Source organism: Chryseobacterium oleae (assembly GCF_900115055.1).
Lineage (GTDB): Bacteria > Bacteroidota > Bacteroidia > Flavobacteriales > Weeksellaceae > Chryseobacterium > Chryseobacterium oleae.
Genome location: NZ_FOVD01000001.1, coordinates 1,232,205 through 1,248,086, shown reverse-complemented (window position 1 = coordinate 1,248,086; position 15,882 = coordinate 1,232,205). Strand labels below are relative to the sequence as shown.

Below are 15,882 nucleotides of genomic sequence, written 5' to 3'. Positions count from 1 at the left end.
TAAATAGTTAAATTGGGAACGAGAAAGTCATTGTTATTATTTGCAGATTATTTTGATGCAACCACTGCAACAAGAAGAGTTGTAAATGCCTTAAATGAAAATTTTGATCATTTGGAATTTGTTTACTGGGCAAGGCTGGGACATGAGAGGGAAATAAGCGAAGAGATTTTTAAGAACATTCCTAAAAAAGTATATAAGGAAACTGCACCACCAAGAAGTTTTGGTGTACTTGTTCAGTTTATCAAATATCAGATATGGTTATTAAGGACTTTGTTGCAAAAAAAACCTAATTTAGTTATCGCATTTACTTTTTATACCATCTTTCCGGCATTATTTTATCGTCTGTTTATCAACAGAAAGTCTAAAGTGATTTATGATCCCAGGGATTATGTAGCTGTTTCATATCGTGTTAACATTGTTATATCATCTGTTATCAGATTTTTGGATAATTTATGCATGAAATTTTCAGACTTTGTTATTTTTCCTGATAAACAATATTTTTCTCACTACGGAATGTTTACACTACCAGAAAAGAAATACTTTGTTTTGCCAAATTCAGCTGAGGACGTATATGACCAGTTAGCTGACATCGATTTACAGAAATTGTATAATATTCCTGTTGAAAAACCTCTGATACCTATATTGGGGTATTTTTCAGAAACACGGGGTAAAGATTTACTATTTAAGGCGATTCAGGATGAAAATTTATCAGAATTTCATTTTGTTTTTGCAGGAGACTTAAGAGACGAAAGCGAAATTAGTTTTTTAAATTCTAAAAAGAATGTGACATTTTTACCTAAGGTGCCGTATCTTCACGCATTAAAAATAATTCAAAAGTCAATTGTTGTACCTCAACTTTATGACCCTAAATTATTAAATAATGTTTACGCTTTTCCTACTAAATATTTCGATTGCTTAATGGTTGAAACTCCAATGATCGTTAGTCTCGGACAAAAAGATGTATTGGAAGAAATTAAGAAGTATAATTTTGGGTTTGGTATAGAATATGATGATTATGACGGATTTGTGATGATATTAAAAAAACTTTTAAAAAATGAGCAGGTGATTGATAAAAAGAGCCTAAGAACTTTCTTTTTAGCCACCTATGACTACAATTTATATAAACAGAAATTAGCAGATGTATATAAAGATATATATGATAGCATTCCCCAATAATTTTTATATTAAGAAAACTTAAAATTAAAGGAATTATAGAGATCTACACGGGAATTTTTAGTAGATATAGTTCTGTAATAATTATTTAACTTTGCAATTAAAATTCATAAAATGAGTGAAAATAGAAATCCACAAGTTTGTGTAAACTGTATCATGGATACCACTGATGAAACAATTATTTTTGACGAAAAAGGGGTATGCGACTATTGTGGAAATTATTATAACAATATTTTGCCAAACTGGCATCCTAATGAACAGGGTGAACAGGAAATTCAAAAAGTTATAGATAAAATTAAAGCCGAGGGAAAAGGAAAAGATTATGATTGTATCATAGGGATTTCCGGTGGCCTGGATAGTTCGTACTTAGTGTATTTGGCCGTTGAAAAATGGGGATTAAGACCAATGCTTTACCACGTAGATGCAGGCTGGAATTCTGATGTTTCTACTAATAATATCAAAAATCTTGTAGACGGTTTAGGCTTAGATTTATATACAGATGTTATCAATTGGGAAGAAATGAAAGATCTTCAGAGAGCTTTTATAAAGTCTCAGGTTCCTGATATTGATACCCCTCAGGATTTGGTATTCTTCTCTTCACTTTATAACTACTGTGCAAAAAACGGAATCAAATATATCTTAACAGGAGGGAATTTCTCTACGGAATGTGTGAGAGAACCTCTTCATTGGGGAGCTTATTACCAAACGGATATGAAGTATGTGAATGACATTCATAAAAAGTTTGGGGAAAGAAAGCTTAAAACTTTCCCAAGATGTGATATTTTTAAATATAAAATTCAATACAGATTAATCAATGGGGTAAGAGTAGTAAAACCTCTTGACCATACAAGATTTATCAAAAAAGAAGCTGAAGATCTTTTAGAAGAAAAGTTCGGATGGCAGAGATACCAGCACAAGCACCACGAATCAAGGTTTACAAGATTCTACGAAGCGTTCTGGTTACCAAGAAAATTTGGATTTGATAAAAGAAAAAATCATTTGTCAAGTTTAGTTCTTACAGGTCAGTTGACGAGAGAAGCTGCTTTAGACAGAGTTTCAAGATCAGAGCTTCCGGAAGATGAATTAATGAAAGAATTTGAATACGTAGCTAAAAAACTTGATTTTACAGTGGATGAGCTTTGGGGCTATTTCAATGGACCTAATAAAAGTTTCAAAGACTATAAAAATAATTACAAGTTAATACAACTGGGAACTAAGGTGATGCAGTTGTTAGGTCTTGAAAAAAGAGCGTTTAAATAATATGGTTACAATTATTGATTACGGCGTTGGAAACATTAACGCCTTTCTAAATATATATAAACAACTTAATATTCCTGCTACCACAGCAAAAACTGTTGAAGAGCTTGAAGGCGCAACAAAGCTTATTCTTCCGGGAGTAGGCCACTTTGATTACGCTATGCAGAGATTCACAGATTCAGGAATGAAAGATAAAGTGAACGACCTTGTTGTTAATCAAAAAATTCCTGTTGTAGGGGTATGCGTAGGCATGCAGATGATGGCAAAAGGAAGCGATGAGGGAAGCCTGCCCGGACTGGGGTGGATAGATGCATATGTTCATAAATTTGATGCATCACAGGTTTCTGCCAAACTGCCATTGCCACATATGGGATGGAATGACATTGAGATTGTAAAAGATACACCATTACTTAAAGATCTGGAAGTAGATCCCAGGTATTATTTTCTGCACAGTTATTACTTTAAATGTAATGATCAGAATGATTCTATTGCAGAAACAAAATATGGAATAAACTTCACCAGTGCTGTTAATCATGACAACATTTTTGGAGCACAGTTCCACCCTGAAAAAAGCCACCATTTTGGAATCCAACTATTAAAGAACTTTGCTGAAAGATGTTAAGACCAAGAATTATACCCTGCCTTTTGGTTCATGAGAAAGGATTGGTGAAAACCGAACATTTCAAAAATCCAAGATATTTGGGTGACCCAATGAATGCAGTCCGAATTTTTAACGAAAAGGAAGTTGATGAACTTATTATTTTAGATATAGACGCTACCGTAGAAGGAAGAGGTCCGGATTTTAAAATGATAGAGCATTGGGCTGAAGAATGCAGAATGCCTTTGTGTTATGGAGGAGGAGTAACAACCGTAGAACAGGCACAGAGAATTTTTTCCTTAGGGGTAGAAAAAATAGCTTTTAGTGCGGGAGCCATTAATAATCCCGAAATCATAAGAGAAATATCTGAAAAAGTTGGGAGTCAGAGTGTTGTTGTCGTTTTGGATGTTAAAAAGAAACTCTTCGGTGGTTATGAGGTGTATACTCACAATGGAAAAAAAGCTACCGGAAAATCACCATTTGAATTGATTAAGATGTTTGAACAGCTTGGCGCCGGAGAAATAGTAATAAATTCTATCGACAAGGATGGCGAGATGAAGGGTTATGATGTAAAACTTATCGAAGCCTCAAGAAATGAAACAACTTTACCACTCACGGCTATTGGAGGAGCAGGTAAATTAGAAGATGTTGGTGAACTTATCAGTAAGTTTGGAATAATCGGAGCTGCGGCTGGAAGTTTATTTGTTTTTAAAGGGAAATTAAAGGCAGTGTTAATTAACTATCCTAATTTTATAGATAAAGAAAGTCTCATAAAAAAGTATTTCTAATTAATGTGCGGTATCGCTGGCTTAATATATAAAAATTCAACTATTGTATCAGAAGAATCTCTAAAAAAAATGACAGATAAAATGTCACATAGAGGTCCTGATGCAGAAGGGTTGTTTATAAATCAAAATGTAGGACTTGGTCATAGAAGATTATCTATTATTGACGTCAGTGAATCGGCTAATCAGCCTTTTTTCTTAGAAGACAAACATGTATTGGTTTTCAATGGGGCTATTTACAACTATGTTGAAATAAGGGAAGAACTTATTCAGCATGGCTACTCCTTTAAAACAACTTCGGATACAGAAGTTTTATTAGCATCTTATGATTTTTGGGGCGAGAAATGTGTCACAAGGTTTAATGGGATGTGGTCTTTTGCTATTTTCGATTTCAAAAGAAACGTACTGTTCTGTTCAAGAGATCGATTTGGGATTAAACCTTTCTATTATTATACAGATAAAGAAAAGTTTGTTTTTGCTTCAGAAATAAAACCTATTCTTGAAATTGAAAAAGTTGAAAAAGCAAATCTTCAGGTACTTCTGCAATATTTAGTTATTAATGTTTCTGACCAAACAAATGAAACCTTTTTTGATCATATTTTTAAGCTGCCAGGATCCCATAATCTGGTTTATGATTTAGCTACCAATGTATTTAATATTTATAAATATTATGATATTCCTTACAAAGAAGATATTTGCAAATTAAACCTGAAAGAATCAATAAATCTTTTTGAAAAAGAATTTGAAAACTCAATAAAGCTAAGACTTCGTTCAGATGTAAAAATAGGTTCGGCATTAAGTGGAGGATTAGATAGTGCTTATGTCGTATCTGTGGCTTCTAAAATTCTTAGTAATTCAGACAACGAAGAAAAATTTACTGCGATTACTGTAGGATCTATTGATAATGATAATGACGAAAGTAGGCTCGCTAAAATTACTACCAGCACATTGGGCGTTAATCATGATATTATTACACCAAAATCAGATGAATTCAAAGATACTTTTGAAGAAGTAATTTTTAAACACGAAGAACCTTTTGGAGGTATTTCTATTTATATGCAAAAGTTTCTGATGAAAGAAGCTAATAAATTAGGAATCAAAGTTTTCTTGGGAGGACAAGGAGCTGACGAAGTTTTGTTGGGATATAGCAGGTATACTGCAGCTTATTTAAGAAGTCATAATATCTTCAATAAGGTGAAGTTTTTAAGAAATGTAAGAAGTCATTATAATATATCTATTGGTGAAGGTATTGCTACCTATTTTTATTTTTCCAATTTTTTTGTAAAAAAGGCACGTTTTAAAACAAGAGGAAGAATTTTAAAAAGTAAGTATTTTAGTACAATCGATTTTTCAAAATCTAAAGATCTTACAAAATCATACAAGAACATATTTGAACTTCAAAAAAATGAAATTTTTTGGTGTCAATTACCCGAACTATTAAAGTGGGAAGATAAAAATTCAATGGCCTATTCGATAGAATCAAGGCTACCTTTTTTAGATTATAACTTAATTGAAACTTGTCTTTCTATCAATAACAATTATAAAATAAAGGAAGGCTGGTCTAAATATATTCTTCGGAAAAATCTGGAAAAATATTTGCCGGATGAAATTACTTACAATAAAAGAAAAATTGGTTTTGAGCCTCCATTAAAATACTGGTGGCCAAGATCAGAAGAAATTTTAGACGTTATTAACAATTCTAAAATTATCAGGGAGATTTCAAAAAAGAAATTTAACTTTATAGCAGACAGAGATCTGGAATGGAGACTTTACAACATTGCAGTCTGGGAAAGACTGTATAATATGAAAATAGAATAATAAAAACGCATATGCAGATTAAAGATAAAATACTTCTTATAACAGGAGGAACAGGTTCATTTGGAACTGCCGTCTTGAGAAAATTTATACATACAGATCATTTTAAAGAGATTCGTATTTTTTCAAGAGATGAGAAGAAGCAGGATGATATGAGAAATCAGTTTAAAAATGATAAACTGAAATTTTATATTGGTGATGTAAGAGATTATAAAAGCATTGAACCTGCCATGAGAAACGTAGATTATGTTTTTCATGCTGCAGCATTGAAGCAGGTCCCTTCCTGTGAATTTTTCCCTATGCAGGCTGTGAAAACCAATGTTGAGGGAACCCAAAATGTTATTGATGCAGCAGCTAATAATAAAGTTAAGAAAGTAATCTGTTTAAGCACAGATAAAGCAGCTTATCCTATCAATGCAATGGGGATTTCTAAGGCGATGATGGAGAAAGTAGCAGTAGCTGCTTCCAGAAATTTAGATGAAACAGTAGTTTGTCTTACCAGATATGGAAACGTAATGGCTTCCAGAGGATCTGTAATACCGTTATTTATCAAACAGATTAAAAACGGAGATGATATTACCATCACAGATCCCAATATGACACGATTCCTAATGTCTTTAGAGGAAGCTGTGGATTTGGTATTGTTTGCATTTGAACATGGAAATCCTGGGGATTTATTTGTTAATAAAGCTCCTGCGGGTACTATAGGGGATTTGGCTCAGGCATTAAAAGAAATGTTTAAAGCAGATAATCCTATAAAAATCATTGGAACCAGACACGGTGAAAAGCTATATGAAACATTGTGCACTCGTGAAGAAATGATTAAAGCTGAGGATATGGATAATTTTTACAGAATTCCAGCTGATAACAGAGATCTGAACTATGCACAGTATTTCTCTGAAGGAGTAGAAGATATTTCTAAAATAGAAGATTACCACTCTCATAATACAGAACAACAAGGAGTAGAAGGCATGAAAAATCTTTTATTAAAACTTCCGTTGATCAGAAAAGAAGTTCTGGGAGAAGATATATTACAGTATCCTGATTAAAAAAAACGTATGGAAATTCCAAAAATCTTTGAAGGAGGAAAATATTCTGATGAAAGAGGAAGCCTTACTTTTAATAATAATTTCAATGCTTCTGAAATTAAAAGGATGTACCATATAGAAAATGCAGATACAGAATTTATAAGAGGCTGGACGGGGCACAAGATAGAGCAACGTTGGTTTTCTGCTTTACAGGGGAGTTTTCTGATCAGGCTGATTAAAATAGACGATTGGGAAAACCCATCAAAAGAATTACAAATTCTTAGATTTGATTTGGATTCAGACAATTTAAACATTCTTCATATTCCCAGAGGATATGCAAGTGCTATTCAGGCCAAAGAAAATAATTCAAAATTATTGGTTATGGCAGATTATTCTTTAGGAGAAATAGATGATGATCATCGTTTTCCTATAGATTATTTTGAAAATTTATAAGATGAAAAGAATAGGAATTACAGGACAAAATGGGTTTGTAGGCTCACACTTATATAATACTTTAGGTTTAAAACCTGAACAGTTTGAAAGAATCAACTTTGAAAGATCATTTTTTGAAGATTCAGAAAAGCTGGATGAATTTGTAAAACAGTGCGATGTCATTGTACATCTGGCAGCCATGAACCGTCATCCTGATCCTGAAGTGATTTTCAATAATAATATTGATCTTGTGAAGAGCTTGGTGGCTTCATTAGACAGAACAGGATCTAAAGCACACATCCTATTTTCATCATCGTCTCAGGAAGAAAAGGATAACCTATACGGAAAATCTAAAAAAGAAGGAAGAACGCTTTTCGCGGAATGGGCTGAGAGATCCGGAGGAAAATTCTCCGGATTGATTATTCCTAATGTTTTTGGGCCGTTTGGAAAGCCTAATTATAATTCATTTATTGCCACGTTTTGTTATAAACTTACGCATGGTGAGAGCCCTGTAATCGATAATGACGGTCAGGTGAAGCTTATTTATGTAGGAGAACTTGTTCAGGAAATCATCAGTAAAATTGAAGCTGCCCAAACCCAGGATTTATATGAAGTTCCACATACTTCAGAAAACAAAGTTTCAGAAGTTCTGAGCAAGTTGGAGAACTACAGGAACCTGTATTTTGAAAATGGAGAAATTCCTGAATTAGCTACAACGTTTGACCTGAACCTTTTCAATACTTTCCGTTGTTATTTCGAAATTAAGGATCATTATCCTGTGAAATTCACTCAACACGTCGACCCTAGAGGAGCTTTCGTTGAAGTGATCAGACTTGGAATTGGGGGACAGTGTTCTTTTTCCACAACGGTTCCGGGAATCACCCGTGGAAATCATTTCCATACCAGAAAAATAGAAAGATTCGCTGTCATAAAAGGAAAAGCATTAATCCAGCTAAGAAAAATCGACACAGATGAAGTGCTGGACTTTTATCTGGATGGAAACGAGCCTGCCTATGTGGATATGCCCATCTGGTATACCCATAATATTAAAAATATAGGAGAGGAGGAATTGTATACCATTTTTTGGATTAATGAACCGTTTAATGCTGAGGACGCAGACACTTACTTTTTGGAGGTTTAAATATGGAGATGCTAAGAAAGAATAATATAGAGTTCTTTTTCGTTTTCCTGATTACTTTTGGATATATTTTTTTTTATTCATTTGCAGTCCCATTCAATATACCTAACCATTATTTTATTGTTCCTTTCCGTATTATTATATTTTCAACAGCTTTATACATCATATATAAAAACTTTGAAAATATAAAAAAAAGAAGATCAACAATATTTTTTATTTGCCTTTTTTGGCTTCTTTATTTATTTAAAACCTATTATAGTTTTAGCCACTATACCTTTGTAACCAGAACAAAAAACCTGGAATCAGAGATTTATATTAGGATAATATGTTTGAATATGATTCCTTTTTTGGCTCTTGTAAGCATAAATTTTTCAAAAGAAATGGTTGAAAAATTAACTAATGTTATTTTCAATTTTTTATTAATAATGTTAGGTTGCAGTTTTTTATATGTCATTCTGGAAACGCATATTTTTTCCAGATCGAGTGGCATATTCGTAAGCTACTATATCAACACCGGACACTATGGGCTTTCATTGATCATATTATCAGTTTTCTATTATTTTTTATCACCCTCAAAAAAAATAAAACCGATCCTGGGAGCAGGATTAGGTTTATTCACCTTACTGATATCGTCTGCGAGAAGTCCTATGTTGGCTGGCGCAGTCCTTGTCATTATTATGTTTTTTTATATCAATAAGCTAAAGTATTGGCTTCTATTGGCTGCATTTATACTCGTTTTTATAATAAGTATTTATTACCTGAGGTATAGCACTCTTTCTACAGAATATATTGTAAGAATTTACGATGCTATTTTTGAAGGTAACGCCTATGGAAGGTCTTATTATTTATCCAAAGGATGGGAGATTTTTGAAAGTAATCCATTATTTGGAGGCCCTACCTTATTTAAAGACACCATGTATCCACACAACATTTTTGTGGAGGTATTGATGAGTATGGGGATAGCTGGTTTTATTGTACTAGGCTTATATTTTAAAGATCTGGCGAAATTTAGATTAAGGTATATTAAAGAGAATATCTATTATTTACCTTACTTTTTATTTTTCGTTCAGTATCTCGTTCTTGTTCAAACTTCTTACTGTATCTTTGCCAATATTGAATTTTGGTGCTTTTCAGCAGTAATTATATCTATAATTTTATTTTGTTATGATGAAGAAATTAAAAGTTATGACAGTCGTGGGAACACGACCGGAGATCATTAGATTATCAAGAGTATTATCAGCTTTGGATGCTTCCGAGGCTATAGAACATATTATCGTTCATACCGGACAAAACTATGATTATGAACTGAATCAGATCTTTTTCGAAGATCTTGGATTACGTAAACCCGACCACTTTCTGGAAGCAGCAGGTAAGACAGCTACTGAAACTGTTGGGAATATATTGATTAAAATTGATCCGCTTCTTGAAGAAATTCAGCCCGATGCCTTCTTGGTTCTGGGGGATACCAATTCTTGTCTGTGTGCGATTCCTGCTAAGAAAAGACAAATTCCTATTTTCCATATGGAAGCTGGAAACAGATGTTTTGACCAAAGAGTTCCGGAAGAAACGAACCGTAAAATTGTAGACCATACTTCAGATATCAATCTTACTTACTCGGATATAGCCCGTGAATATCTATTAAGAGAAGGACTTTCTGCGGATAGAATTATCAAAACAGGTTCTCCAATGTTCGAAGTTTTAACCCATTATCTGCCACAGATTGAAAGTTCAGACGTTTTAAAAAGACTGGAACTGGAAGAAGGAAAATATTTCGTAGTATCATCACACAGAGAAGAGAATATTAATTCAGAAAAGAATTTTAACGGGTTAATGGAAAGCCTTAATGCCATTGCTGAAAAATTCGGATACCCTATCATTGTTTCTACACATCCAAGAACAAGAAACATGATCGATAAAAAACAGATTGCAGTAAGACCTGAAATCCAGTTTTTAAAGCCACTGGGTTTCCACGATTATAATGCGCTTCAGATGAGAAGCTATGCCGTATTATCTGATTCAGGAACCATTTCAGAAGAATCATCAATTCTTAACTTCAGAGCACTTAATATCAGAGATGCTCATGAAAGACCGGAAGCTATGGAAGAGGCATCAGTAATGATGGTAGGACTTTCTCCTGAAAGAATTTTACAAGGGCTGACACAGCTTCAACAGCAGAAGACAGGAAAAGAAAGAAATTACAGACCGGTATCTGATTATTCGATGCCCAATGTTTCTGAGAAGATGGTACGTATCATTTTGAGTTATACCGATTACATAAACAGAGTAGTTTGGAGCAAAAAATAATGAAAAATCTTTGGATCGCAACTGAGCTTTTTTATCCTGAGGAAACTTCAACCTCTTTTATTCTCACGAAAATAGCAAACAAGCTTTCAGAAAAATATGATGTAAAAGTTGTTTGCGGAGATCCTGTATATGACAAACAAAAGAAGAGTGAAAATTTTACACTTCATTCAGATGTTTTTGTTCACAGGATAAAAGGGCTTGGAGGTAATAAAAACAGTTTGATAAGCAGATCTCTGAGATTTATTTTTCTAAGTCTGTCAATCTTCTTCTATCTTTGGAGAAAAGTGAAGAAAGGAGAAAAGGTTTTTATTGTAACCAATCCGGCTCCTTTAATTCTGCTCATCTCAATACTCAAGAAATTTAAAAAAATTGAATTGGTTATTTTGGTCCATGATGTTTTTCCTGAAAACACAATTCCGGCTGGAATTATCAAATCCGAAAAATCATTGGCATACAAAATCCTGAGAAGAATATTTGATAAAGCTTACTCCAATGCTGATCAGCTGATCACATTAGGGCGGGACATGCAGGAAGTTATTGAAAAGAAGATTCGGAAATACAACAGCCATTCAAAAATGGAGATCATTGAAAACTGGGGTGATGTTGAAAATATTTATCCGCTTTCAAAAGAGGAGGTTTTTGATAACGATTCTCCATTCAAAAATAAAACTATTTTTCAGTACGCCGGAAATATAGGCCGGGTTCAAGGTCTAATGGAAGTGCTGGAGGTCATTAAAAAAGTAAATAATGACAAACTTGCTTTCTATTTTGTAGGAGAAGGGGCTGTGAAGCAAAAAATGCTTGAATATGTACAGGAAAATCAACTGCAAAATGTTTATTTCGACGGTGCGTATTCAAGAGAAGACCAGCTTTCGGTTTTAAACAAGGCAGATGTAGCGTTTGTAAGTTTAGCTCCTAAAATGTTTGGACTGGGGGTTCCTTCCAAAACATATAATATCTTAGCTGCAGGAAAGCCTATTTTATACATTGGTGAAAAAAACAGTGAGATCGATCTGCTTGTAAAAGAAGAAAATATAGGATATTCATTTCAGCATTTTGAGCAACAGAAGCTTGTAGACTTTTTTAATTCATTTGATGAAAATTCAATTCTGGATTTGAAATTGAAAAAGGAAAAAGCAAGAAAAATAGCTGAAGAAAAATTTTCGGAAAACACAATATTGAACAAATTTTATAATACGATCTAAATGAAAGTGCTATTCACAGGAGCTAACGGTTTTTTAGGAAGAAATGTAATTCCCTTACTTAAAGAAAAAAATCTCCAGGTAAAAACTTTTGGAACCAGTAAGGCAGATTATGTATTTGATATTGCCAATACCATAGTTCCATTTGATGAAAAGTTTGATGTCGTTTTTCATGCAGCGGGAAAAGCACATTCCATTCCTCAAAATCAGGAGGAGGAGAAACTTTTTTATACTGTAAATTTTGATGGAACCAGAAACCTTTGCAGTGCTTTAGAGAAAAACCTACCGGACTATTTTATCTTCATCAGTACAGTTGCAGTATATGGAAGAGATTTTGGTGATGATATAAATGAAAATGTCGCTTTAGAAGGACACACCCCTTATGCTAAAAGTAAAATGATGGCAGAGGAATTTCTTACAGGCTGGTGCAAAAAGAATAATGTTAAATTATTTATTTTAAGACCCTCGCTGATCGCTGGACCTAACCCTCCCGGTAATTTAGGAGATATGATTAATGCGGTGAGAAGTGGGAAGTATTTTAATATTGCAGGTGGTACAGCCCGGAAAAGTATATTTTGGGTAGAAGATTTTGCTGAAATTACGACTCGTATTATAGGCAAAAATGGAGGCGTTTATAATGTCTGCGATAATGCCAACCCAAGTTTTAAAGAAATTTCGGATAAGATTTCAACCATTTTAAATAAAAAATCACCGGCAAGTATTCCTTATTTTGTAGCTAAATCATTAGCAAAAGTAGGCGATTTGCTTGGGAATAAAGCCCCTATCAACTCTTTAAGATTAAGAAAAATTACAGATTCTCTTACTTTCTCTAATGAAAAAATAAAAAGAGAATTAGATTTTAATCCTTCCAACGTAATGGAAAAATTTCAACTATAATTTATGGAATTTGCAATTGTAATAATTTTACTTTTTATATCAATGTTGGCTTACTTCAGAATTGCTGATAAGTACAATATTATAGATAAACCAAATCACAGAAGTGCGCATACACAGATAACATTAAGAGGCGGTGGAATTATTTTTCCTATTGCATTCATTATCTTTTGTCTGTTTAATCTGAATGAAGCCATCCAAAATTATTGGGCTTTCGGACTTGGGCTTTTGGCGATTTGTACCATTAGTTTTATAGATGATGTTAGAACTTTATCAAATAAAATCAGGCTTTCGGTTCATTTGGTTTCCGTCGTTCTGCTTCTCTATTTTACAGGAGCTTTCACTTTAATGCCTTTCTGGGTATGGCCAATCCTGTTTGTCGTAATAATTGGTACTCTTAATGCTTACAACTTTATGGATGGCATCAATGGGATGACGGGGCTTTATAGCCTTGTTGCTCTTGGTTCCTTAGCCTATATCAATAAAGATATCATTCAGTTTACAGATGAAAATTTTATACTGTATCCTATTTTAGCTTCTATAGTATTTCTTTTTTTTAATTTTAGAAAAAAAGCAAAATGTTTTGCCGGCGATGTTGGAAGTATGGGGATAGGCTTTTGGGTAATAGGGCTTATCACTCTTCTTGTCATGAAAACGGGCGAATACAAGTATATCTTACTTCTCTCAATTTATGGAATGGAGGTCGTTCTTACCATCACCGAAAGAATACTTTTAAAAGAAAATATTTTTGAAGCACACAGAAGACATTTATACCAGCTTTTTGCCAATGAAAAAAAGGTTTCGCACCTGGTGGTAAGCTCTGTTTATGCTGTTTGTCAATTATTAATTAATATATTCTTAATTCATTCGCAACTTCCTGTTTGGGCTGTTATTTTGATTATCTTTATCCCTGCTGGTGGAATGTATTTAGCATTAAAATGGAGCCTGAAAAAGGAGTATAATTTATAGAAATATAACCATGAAAATTAAAGAAACCCCGCTTAAGGATTGTTATATCATAGAACCCACAATATTCGAAGACGAGAGAGGTTATTTTTTTGAAAAATTTAATGAAAAAAAATTTGAAGAACTGACTGGGATGAATGGACATTTTGTTCAGGATAATATTTCAAAGTCTTCCTATGGAGTTCTCAGAGGGCTTCATCTGCAGAAGGGAGAGCACGCTCAGGCAAAATTAGTATCCTGCCTTGAAGGAAAAGTTTGGGATGTTGCAGTAGACCTCAGAGAAGATTCTCCAACTTTCGGAAAATGGTTCGGAATAGAGCTTACTGCAGAGAATAAAATACAAATGTATGTTCCCAGAGGATTCGGGCACGGATTTTCTGTACTGAGTGAAACAGCTGTTTTTTCATACAAATGCGACAATTTTTACAATAAAGAATCAGAAGGAAGCGTGAAATTCAATGATCCGGATTTGATGATAGACTGGAAGATTGATGAAAAAGATATGGTACTTTCTGAAAAAGATGTGAATGCACCCGGAATCAGAGAGAAAAATTTTTAAATAAAACCTTGAAAACCACTTTGCTAAAGTGGTTTTCATTTTTTGGTCACTACTCTTTTATTATTTTGTATCTTTGCACACTCAAAATCAAAACGATGCGCACAAAATCTGTAGGGAAGAAGAAAATCAATGTGGTTACACTTGGGTGTTCCAAGAATGTATATGATTCTGAAGTATTAATGAGCCAGCTGAAAGCTAATGGAAAGGAAGTGGTTCATGAAGACCGCGGAGATATCGTAGTGATCAACACATGTGGGTTTATAGACAATGCTAAAGAAGAATCTATCAATACCATCCTTGATTACGTAGAAGCAAAAAACAGAGGCGAAGTCGAGAAAGTTTTTGTTACCGGTTGTCTGTCAGAAAGATATAAGCCGGATCTTATTAGAGAAATCCCTGATGTGGATCAGTATTTTGGAACGAGAGATCTTCCGATCCTGTTAAAACATTTGGGTGCAGATTACAAGCATGAACTGGTAGGGGAAAGATTGACCACTACCCCTAAGCATTACGCATACCTTAAGATTTCAGAAGGCTGTGACAGGCCATGTTCTTTCTGTGCCATTCCATTAATGAGAGGAGGGCACGTTTCTACTCCTATTGAAAAATTGGTTCTGGAAACTCAGAAATTAGCCAAAAAAGGAACCAAAGAAATTATTCTTATTGCACAGGATCTTACCTATTATGGTCTTGATATTTATAAAAAACGTGCGCTTGGAGAGCTTTTAAAAGAATTGGTGAAAGTAGAAGGGATTGAATGGATCCGTCTTCATTATGCTTTCCCTAGCGGTTTTCCTGAAGATGTTCTGGATATCATCCGCGAAGAGCCTAAAGTTTGTAACTATATAGATATTCCTCTTCAGCACATCAATTCCGATTTGTTGAAATCCATGAAGCGTGGAACAACTCATGAAAAAACCAATGCATTATTAGCCAAATTCAGAGAGAAAGTTCCTGATATGGCGGTAAGAACTACTTTGATCGTAGGATATCCTGGAGAAACAGAAGAAAGATTTCAGGAGCTGAAGGACTGGGTAAGAGAGCAGAAATTTGACAGATTAGGATGTTTCACTTATTCTCACGAAGAAAATACCGGTGCCTATGTATTGGAAGACGATATCCCACAGGAAGTGAAAGAAGCTAGAGTAGAAGAAATCATGGAACTTCAGTCACAGATTTCATGGGAGAAAAATCAGGAGAAAATAGGGAAAACTTTCAGATGTGTATTCGACAGAAAAGAAGGGAATTATTTTGTTGGAAGAACAGAATATGACTCCCCTGATGTAGACAATACAGTTCTGGTTTCAGCAGAGGAAACATATATCTCTATCGGAGAGTTTGCAGAGGTGAAAATAACTTCAGCAGAAGAATTTGACTTGTATGGAGAATTGATCTGATAACTTGTATGTTACAGCGATCATAAGCATTTTGCTTTTTCACAGATAATTAAAAATATTAATAAAATTTAACACAACTTATACAATTGCTGAATTATAGATAATGTTGATTTTCAATAGGTTATTATTTTGTTAAATAAAAGTATTCTATTTTTTTTATATAATATGAATTAATTTGAAAATTATGTCTTAAATTTGCGCAATAAGCAATGTTTTAAAATCAAATGCTTCAAGCAGTTGCCTATTTAAATAAGCTGATACACAAACAGCTTAGATGATGAGCACAAGTTGAGATGCATCTTCCATTTTGGAAATATTGATGGAAAATAATGTA

15 protein-coding genes are annotated in these 15,882 nt (G+C 33.8%); all 15 read left to right on the top strand.

Going from position 1 to position 15,882, the window contains the following annotated elements; genetic code table 11:
* Window positions 1-12 precede the first annotated feature (12 nt).
* Window positions 13-1,176: a glycosyltransferase gene (locus BM143_RS05565; protein ID WP_090023599.1), complete on the top strand. Its 1,164-nt coding sequence runs from the start codon at window positions 13-15 to the stop codon at window positions 1,174-1,176.
* A 111-nt stretch (window positions 1,177-1,287) separates the two neighbouring features.
* Window positions 1,288-2,433 (top strand): N-acetyl sugar amidotransferase, encoded by a 1,146-nt coding sequence (locus BM143_RS05560; RefSeq protein WP_090023598.1) that lies wholly within the window; start codon window positions 1,288-1,290, stop codon window positions 2,431-2,433.
* Window position 2,434: 1 nt separating this feature from the next.
* On the top strand, window positions 2,435-3,052 hold the full coding sequence (hisH, locus tag BM143_RS05555) for an imidazole glycerol phosphate synthase subunit HisH (protein ID WP_090023597.1): 618 nt from the start codon (window positions 2,435-2,437) through the stop codon (window positions 3,050-3,052).
* Window positions 3,046-3,816 (top strand): AglZ/HisF2 family acetamidino modification protein, encoded by a 771-nt coding sequence (locus tag BM143_RS05550; protein ID WP_090023596.1) that lies wholly within the window; start codon window positions 3,046-3,048, stop codon window positions 3,814-3,816. The genes hisH and BM143_RS05550 overlap by 7 nt, the downstream gene beginning before the upstream one ends.
* Window positions 3,817-3,819: 3 nt before the next feature.
* Window positions 3,820-5,631, top strand: a complete 1,812-nt coding sequence (gene asnB, locus BM143_RS05545) for an asparagine synthase (glutamine-hydrolyzing) (protein ID WP_090023595.1) — start codon at window positions 3,820-3,822, stop codon at window positions 5,629-5,631.
* A gap of 11 nt (window positions 5,632-5,642) precedes the next feature.
* Window positions 5,643-6,677 (top strand): polysaccharide biosynthesis protein, encoded by a 1,035-nt coding sequence (locus tag BM143_RS05540; protein ID WP_090023594.1) that lies wholly within the window; start codon window positions 5,643-5,645, stop codon window positions 6,675-6,677.
* A 9-nt stretch (window positions 6,678-6,686) separates the two neighbouring features.
* On the top strand, window positions 6,687-7,109 hold the full coding sequence (locus tag BM143_RS05535) for a WxcM-like domain-containing protein (protein WP_090023593.1): 423 nt from the start codon (window positions 6,687-6,689) through the stop codon (window positions 7,107-7,109).
* A 1-nt stretch (window position 7,110) separates the two neighbouring features.
* On the top strand, window positions 7,111-8,229 hold the full coding sequence (locus tag BM143_RS05530) for a polysaccharide biosynthesis C-terminal domain-containing protein (RefSeq protein ID WP_090023592.1): 1,119 nt from the start codon (window positions 7,111-7,113) through the stop codon (window positions 8,227-8,229).
* 332 nt (window positions 8,230-8,561) lie between these two features.
* Window positions 8,562-9,446: an O-antigen ligase family protein gene (locus tag BM143_RS05525; RefSeq protein ID WP_167375242.1), complete on the top strand. Its 885-nt coding sequence runs from the start codon at window positions 8,562-8,564 to the stop codon at window positions 9,444-9,446.
* Window positions 9,394-10,530 carry a non-hydrolyzing UDP-N-acetylglucosamine 2-epimerase gene (gene wecB, locus BM143_RS05520; protein ID WP_090023590.1) on the top strand — a complete coding sequence of 379 codons (1,137 nt, stop codon included), beginning with the start codon at window positions 9,394-9,396 and terminating at the stop codon, window positions 10,528-10,530. The genes BM143_RS05525 and wecB overlap by 53 nt, the downstream gene beginning before the upstream one ends.
* The gene (locus BM143_RS05515) at window positions 10,530-11,735 is read left to right on the top strand and encodes a glycosyltransferase family 4 protein (protein ID WP_090023589.1); all 1,206 of its coding nucleotides are present in this window, start codon (window positions 10,530-10,532) and stop codon (window positions 11,733-11,735) included. The genes wecB and BM143_RS05515 overlap by 1 nt, the downstream gene beginning before the upstream one ends.
* Window positions 11,736-12,629, top strand: a complete 894-nt coding sequence (locus BM143_RS05510) for an NAD-dependent epimerase/dehydratase family protein (protein ID WP_090023588.1) — start codon at window positions 11,736-11,738, stop codon at window positions 12,627-12,629. It abuts the gene before it with no gap.
* A 3-nt stretch (window positions 12,630-12,632) separates the two neighbouring features.
* Window positions 12,633-13,595 (top strand): MraY family glycosyltransferase, encoded by a 963-nt coding sequence (locus BM143_RS05505; RefSeq protein ID WP_090023587.1) that lies wholly within the window; start codon window positions 12,633-12,635, stop codon window positions 13,593-13,595.
* A 10-nt stretch (window positions 13,596-13,605) separates the two neighbouring features.
* On the top strand, window positions 13,606-14,151 hold the full coding sequence (gene rfbC, locus BM143_RS05500; protein WP_090023586.1) for a dTDP-4-dehydrorhamnose 3,5-epimerase: 546 nt from the start codon (window positions 13,606-13,608) through the stop codon (window positions 14,149-14,151).
* A gap of 95 nt (window positions 14,152-14,246) precedes the next feature.
* Entirely contained in the window at window positions 14,247-15,548 is a 1,302-nt protein-coding gene (gene rimO, locus BM143_RS05495; protein ID WP_090023585.1) for a 30S ribosomal protein S12 methylthiotransferase RimO, read from the top strand.
* Window positions 15,549-15,882: the final 334 nt, after the last annotated feature.

Excerpts from the sequence above, each read along its gene's own strand:
- BM143_RS05560 (WP_090023598.1), top strand. The coding sequence starts at position 1,288 with ATGAGTGAAAATAGAAATCCACAAGTTTGTGTAAACTGTATCATGGAT.
- hisH (WP_090023597.1), top strand. The coding sequence starts at position 2,435 with ATGGTTACAATTATTGATTACGGCGTTGGAAACATTAACGCCTTTCTA.
- BM143_RS05550 (WP_090023596.1), top strand. The coding sequence starts at position 3,046 with ATGTTAAGACCAAGAATTATACCCTGCCTTTTGGTTCATGAGAAAGGA.
- asnB (WP_090023595.1), top strand. The coding sequence starts at position 3,820 with ATGTGCGGTATCGCTGGCTTAATATATAAAAATTCAACTATTGTATCA.
- BM143_RS05540 (WP_090023594.1), top strand. The coding sequence starts at position 5,643 with ATGCAGATTAAAGATAAAATACTTCTTATAACAGGAGGAACAGGTTCA.
- BM143_RS05535 (WP_090023593.1), top strand. The coding sequence starts at position 6,687 with ATGGAAATTCCAAAAATCTTTGAAGGAGGAAAATATTCTGATGAAAGA.
- BM143_RS05530 (WP_090023592.1), top strand. The coding sequence starts at position 7,111 with ATGAAAAGAATAGGAATTACAGGACAAAATGGGTTTGTAGGCTCACAC.
- BM143_RS05525 (WP_167375242.1), top strand. The coding sequence starts at position 8,562 with ATGATTCCTTTTTTGGCTCTTGTAAGCATAAATTTTTCAAAAGAAATG.
- wecB (WP_090023590.1), top strand. The coding sequence starts at position 9,394 with ATGAAGAAATTAAAAGTTATGACAGTCGTGGGAACACGACCGGAGATC.
- BM143_RS05515 (WP_090023589.1), top strand. The coding sequence starts at position 10,530 with ATGAAAAATCTTTGGATCGCAACTGAGCTTTTTTATCCTGAGGAAACT.
- BM143_RS05510 (WP_090023588.1), top strand. The coding sequence starts at position 11,736 with ATGAAAGTGCTATTCACAGGAGCTAACGGTTTTTTAGGAAGAAATGTA.
- BM143_RS05505 (WP_090023587.1), top strand. The coding sequence starts at position 12,633 with ATGGAATTTGCAATTGTAATAATTTTACTTTTTATATCAATGTTGGCT.
- rfbC (WP_090023586.1), top strand. The coding sequence starts at position 13,606 with ATGAAAATTAAAGAAACCCCGCTTAAGGATTGTTATATCATAGAACCC.
- rimO (WP_090023585.1), top strand. The coding sequence starts at position 14,247 with ATGCGCACAAAATCTGTAGGGAAGAAGAAAATCAATGTGGTTACACTT.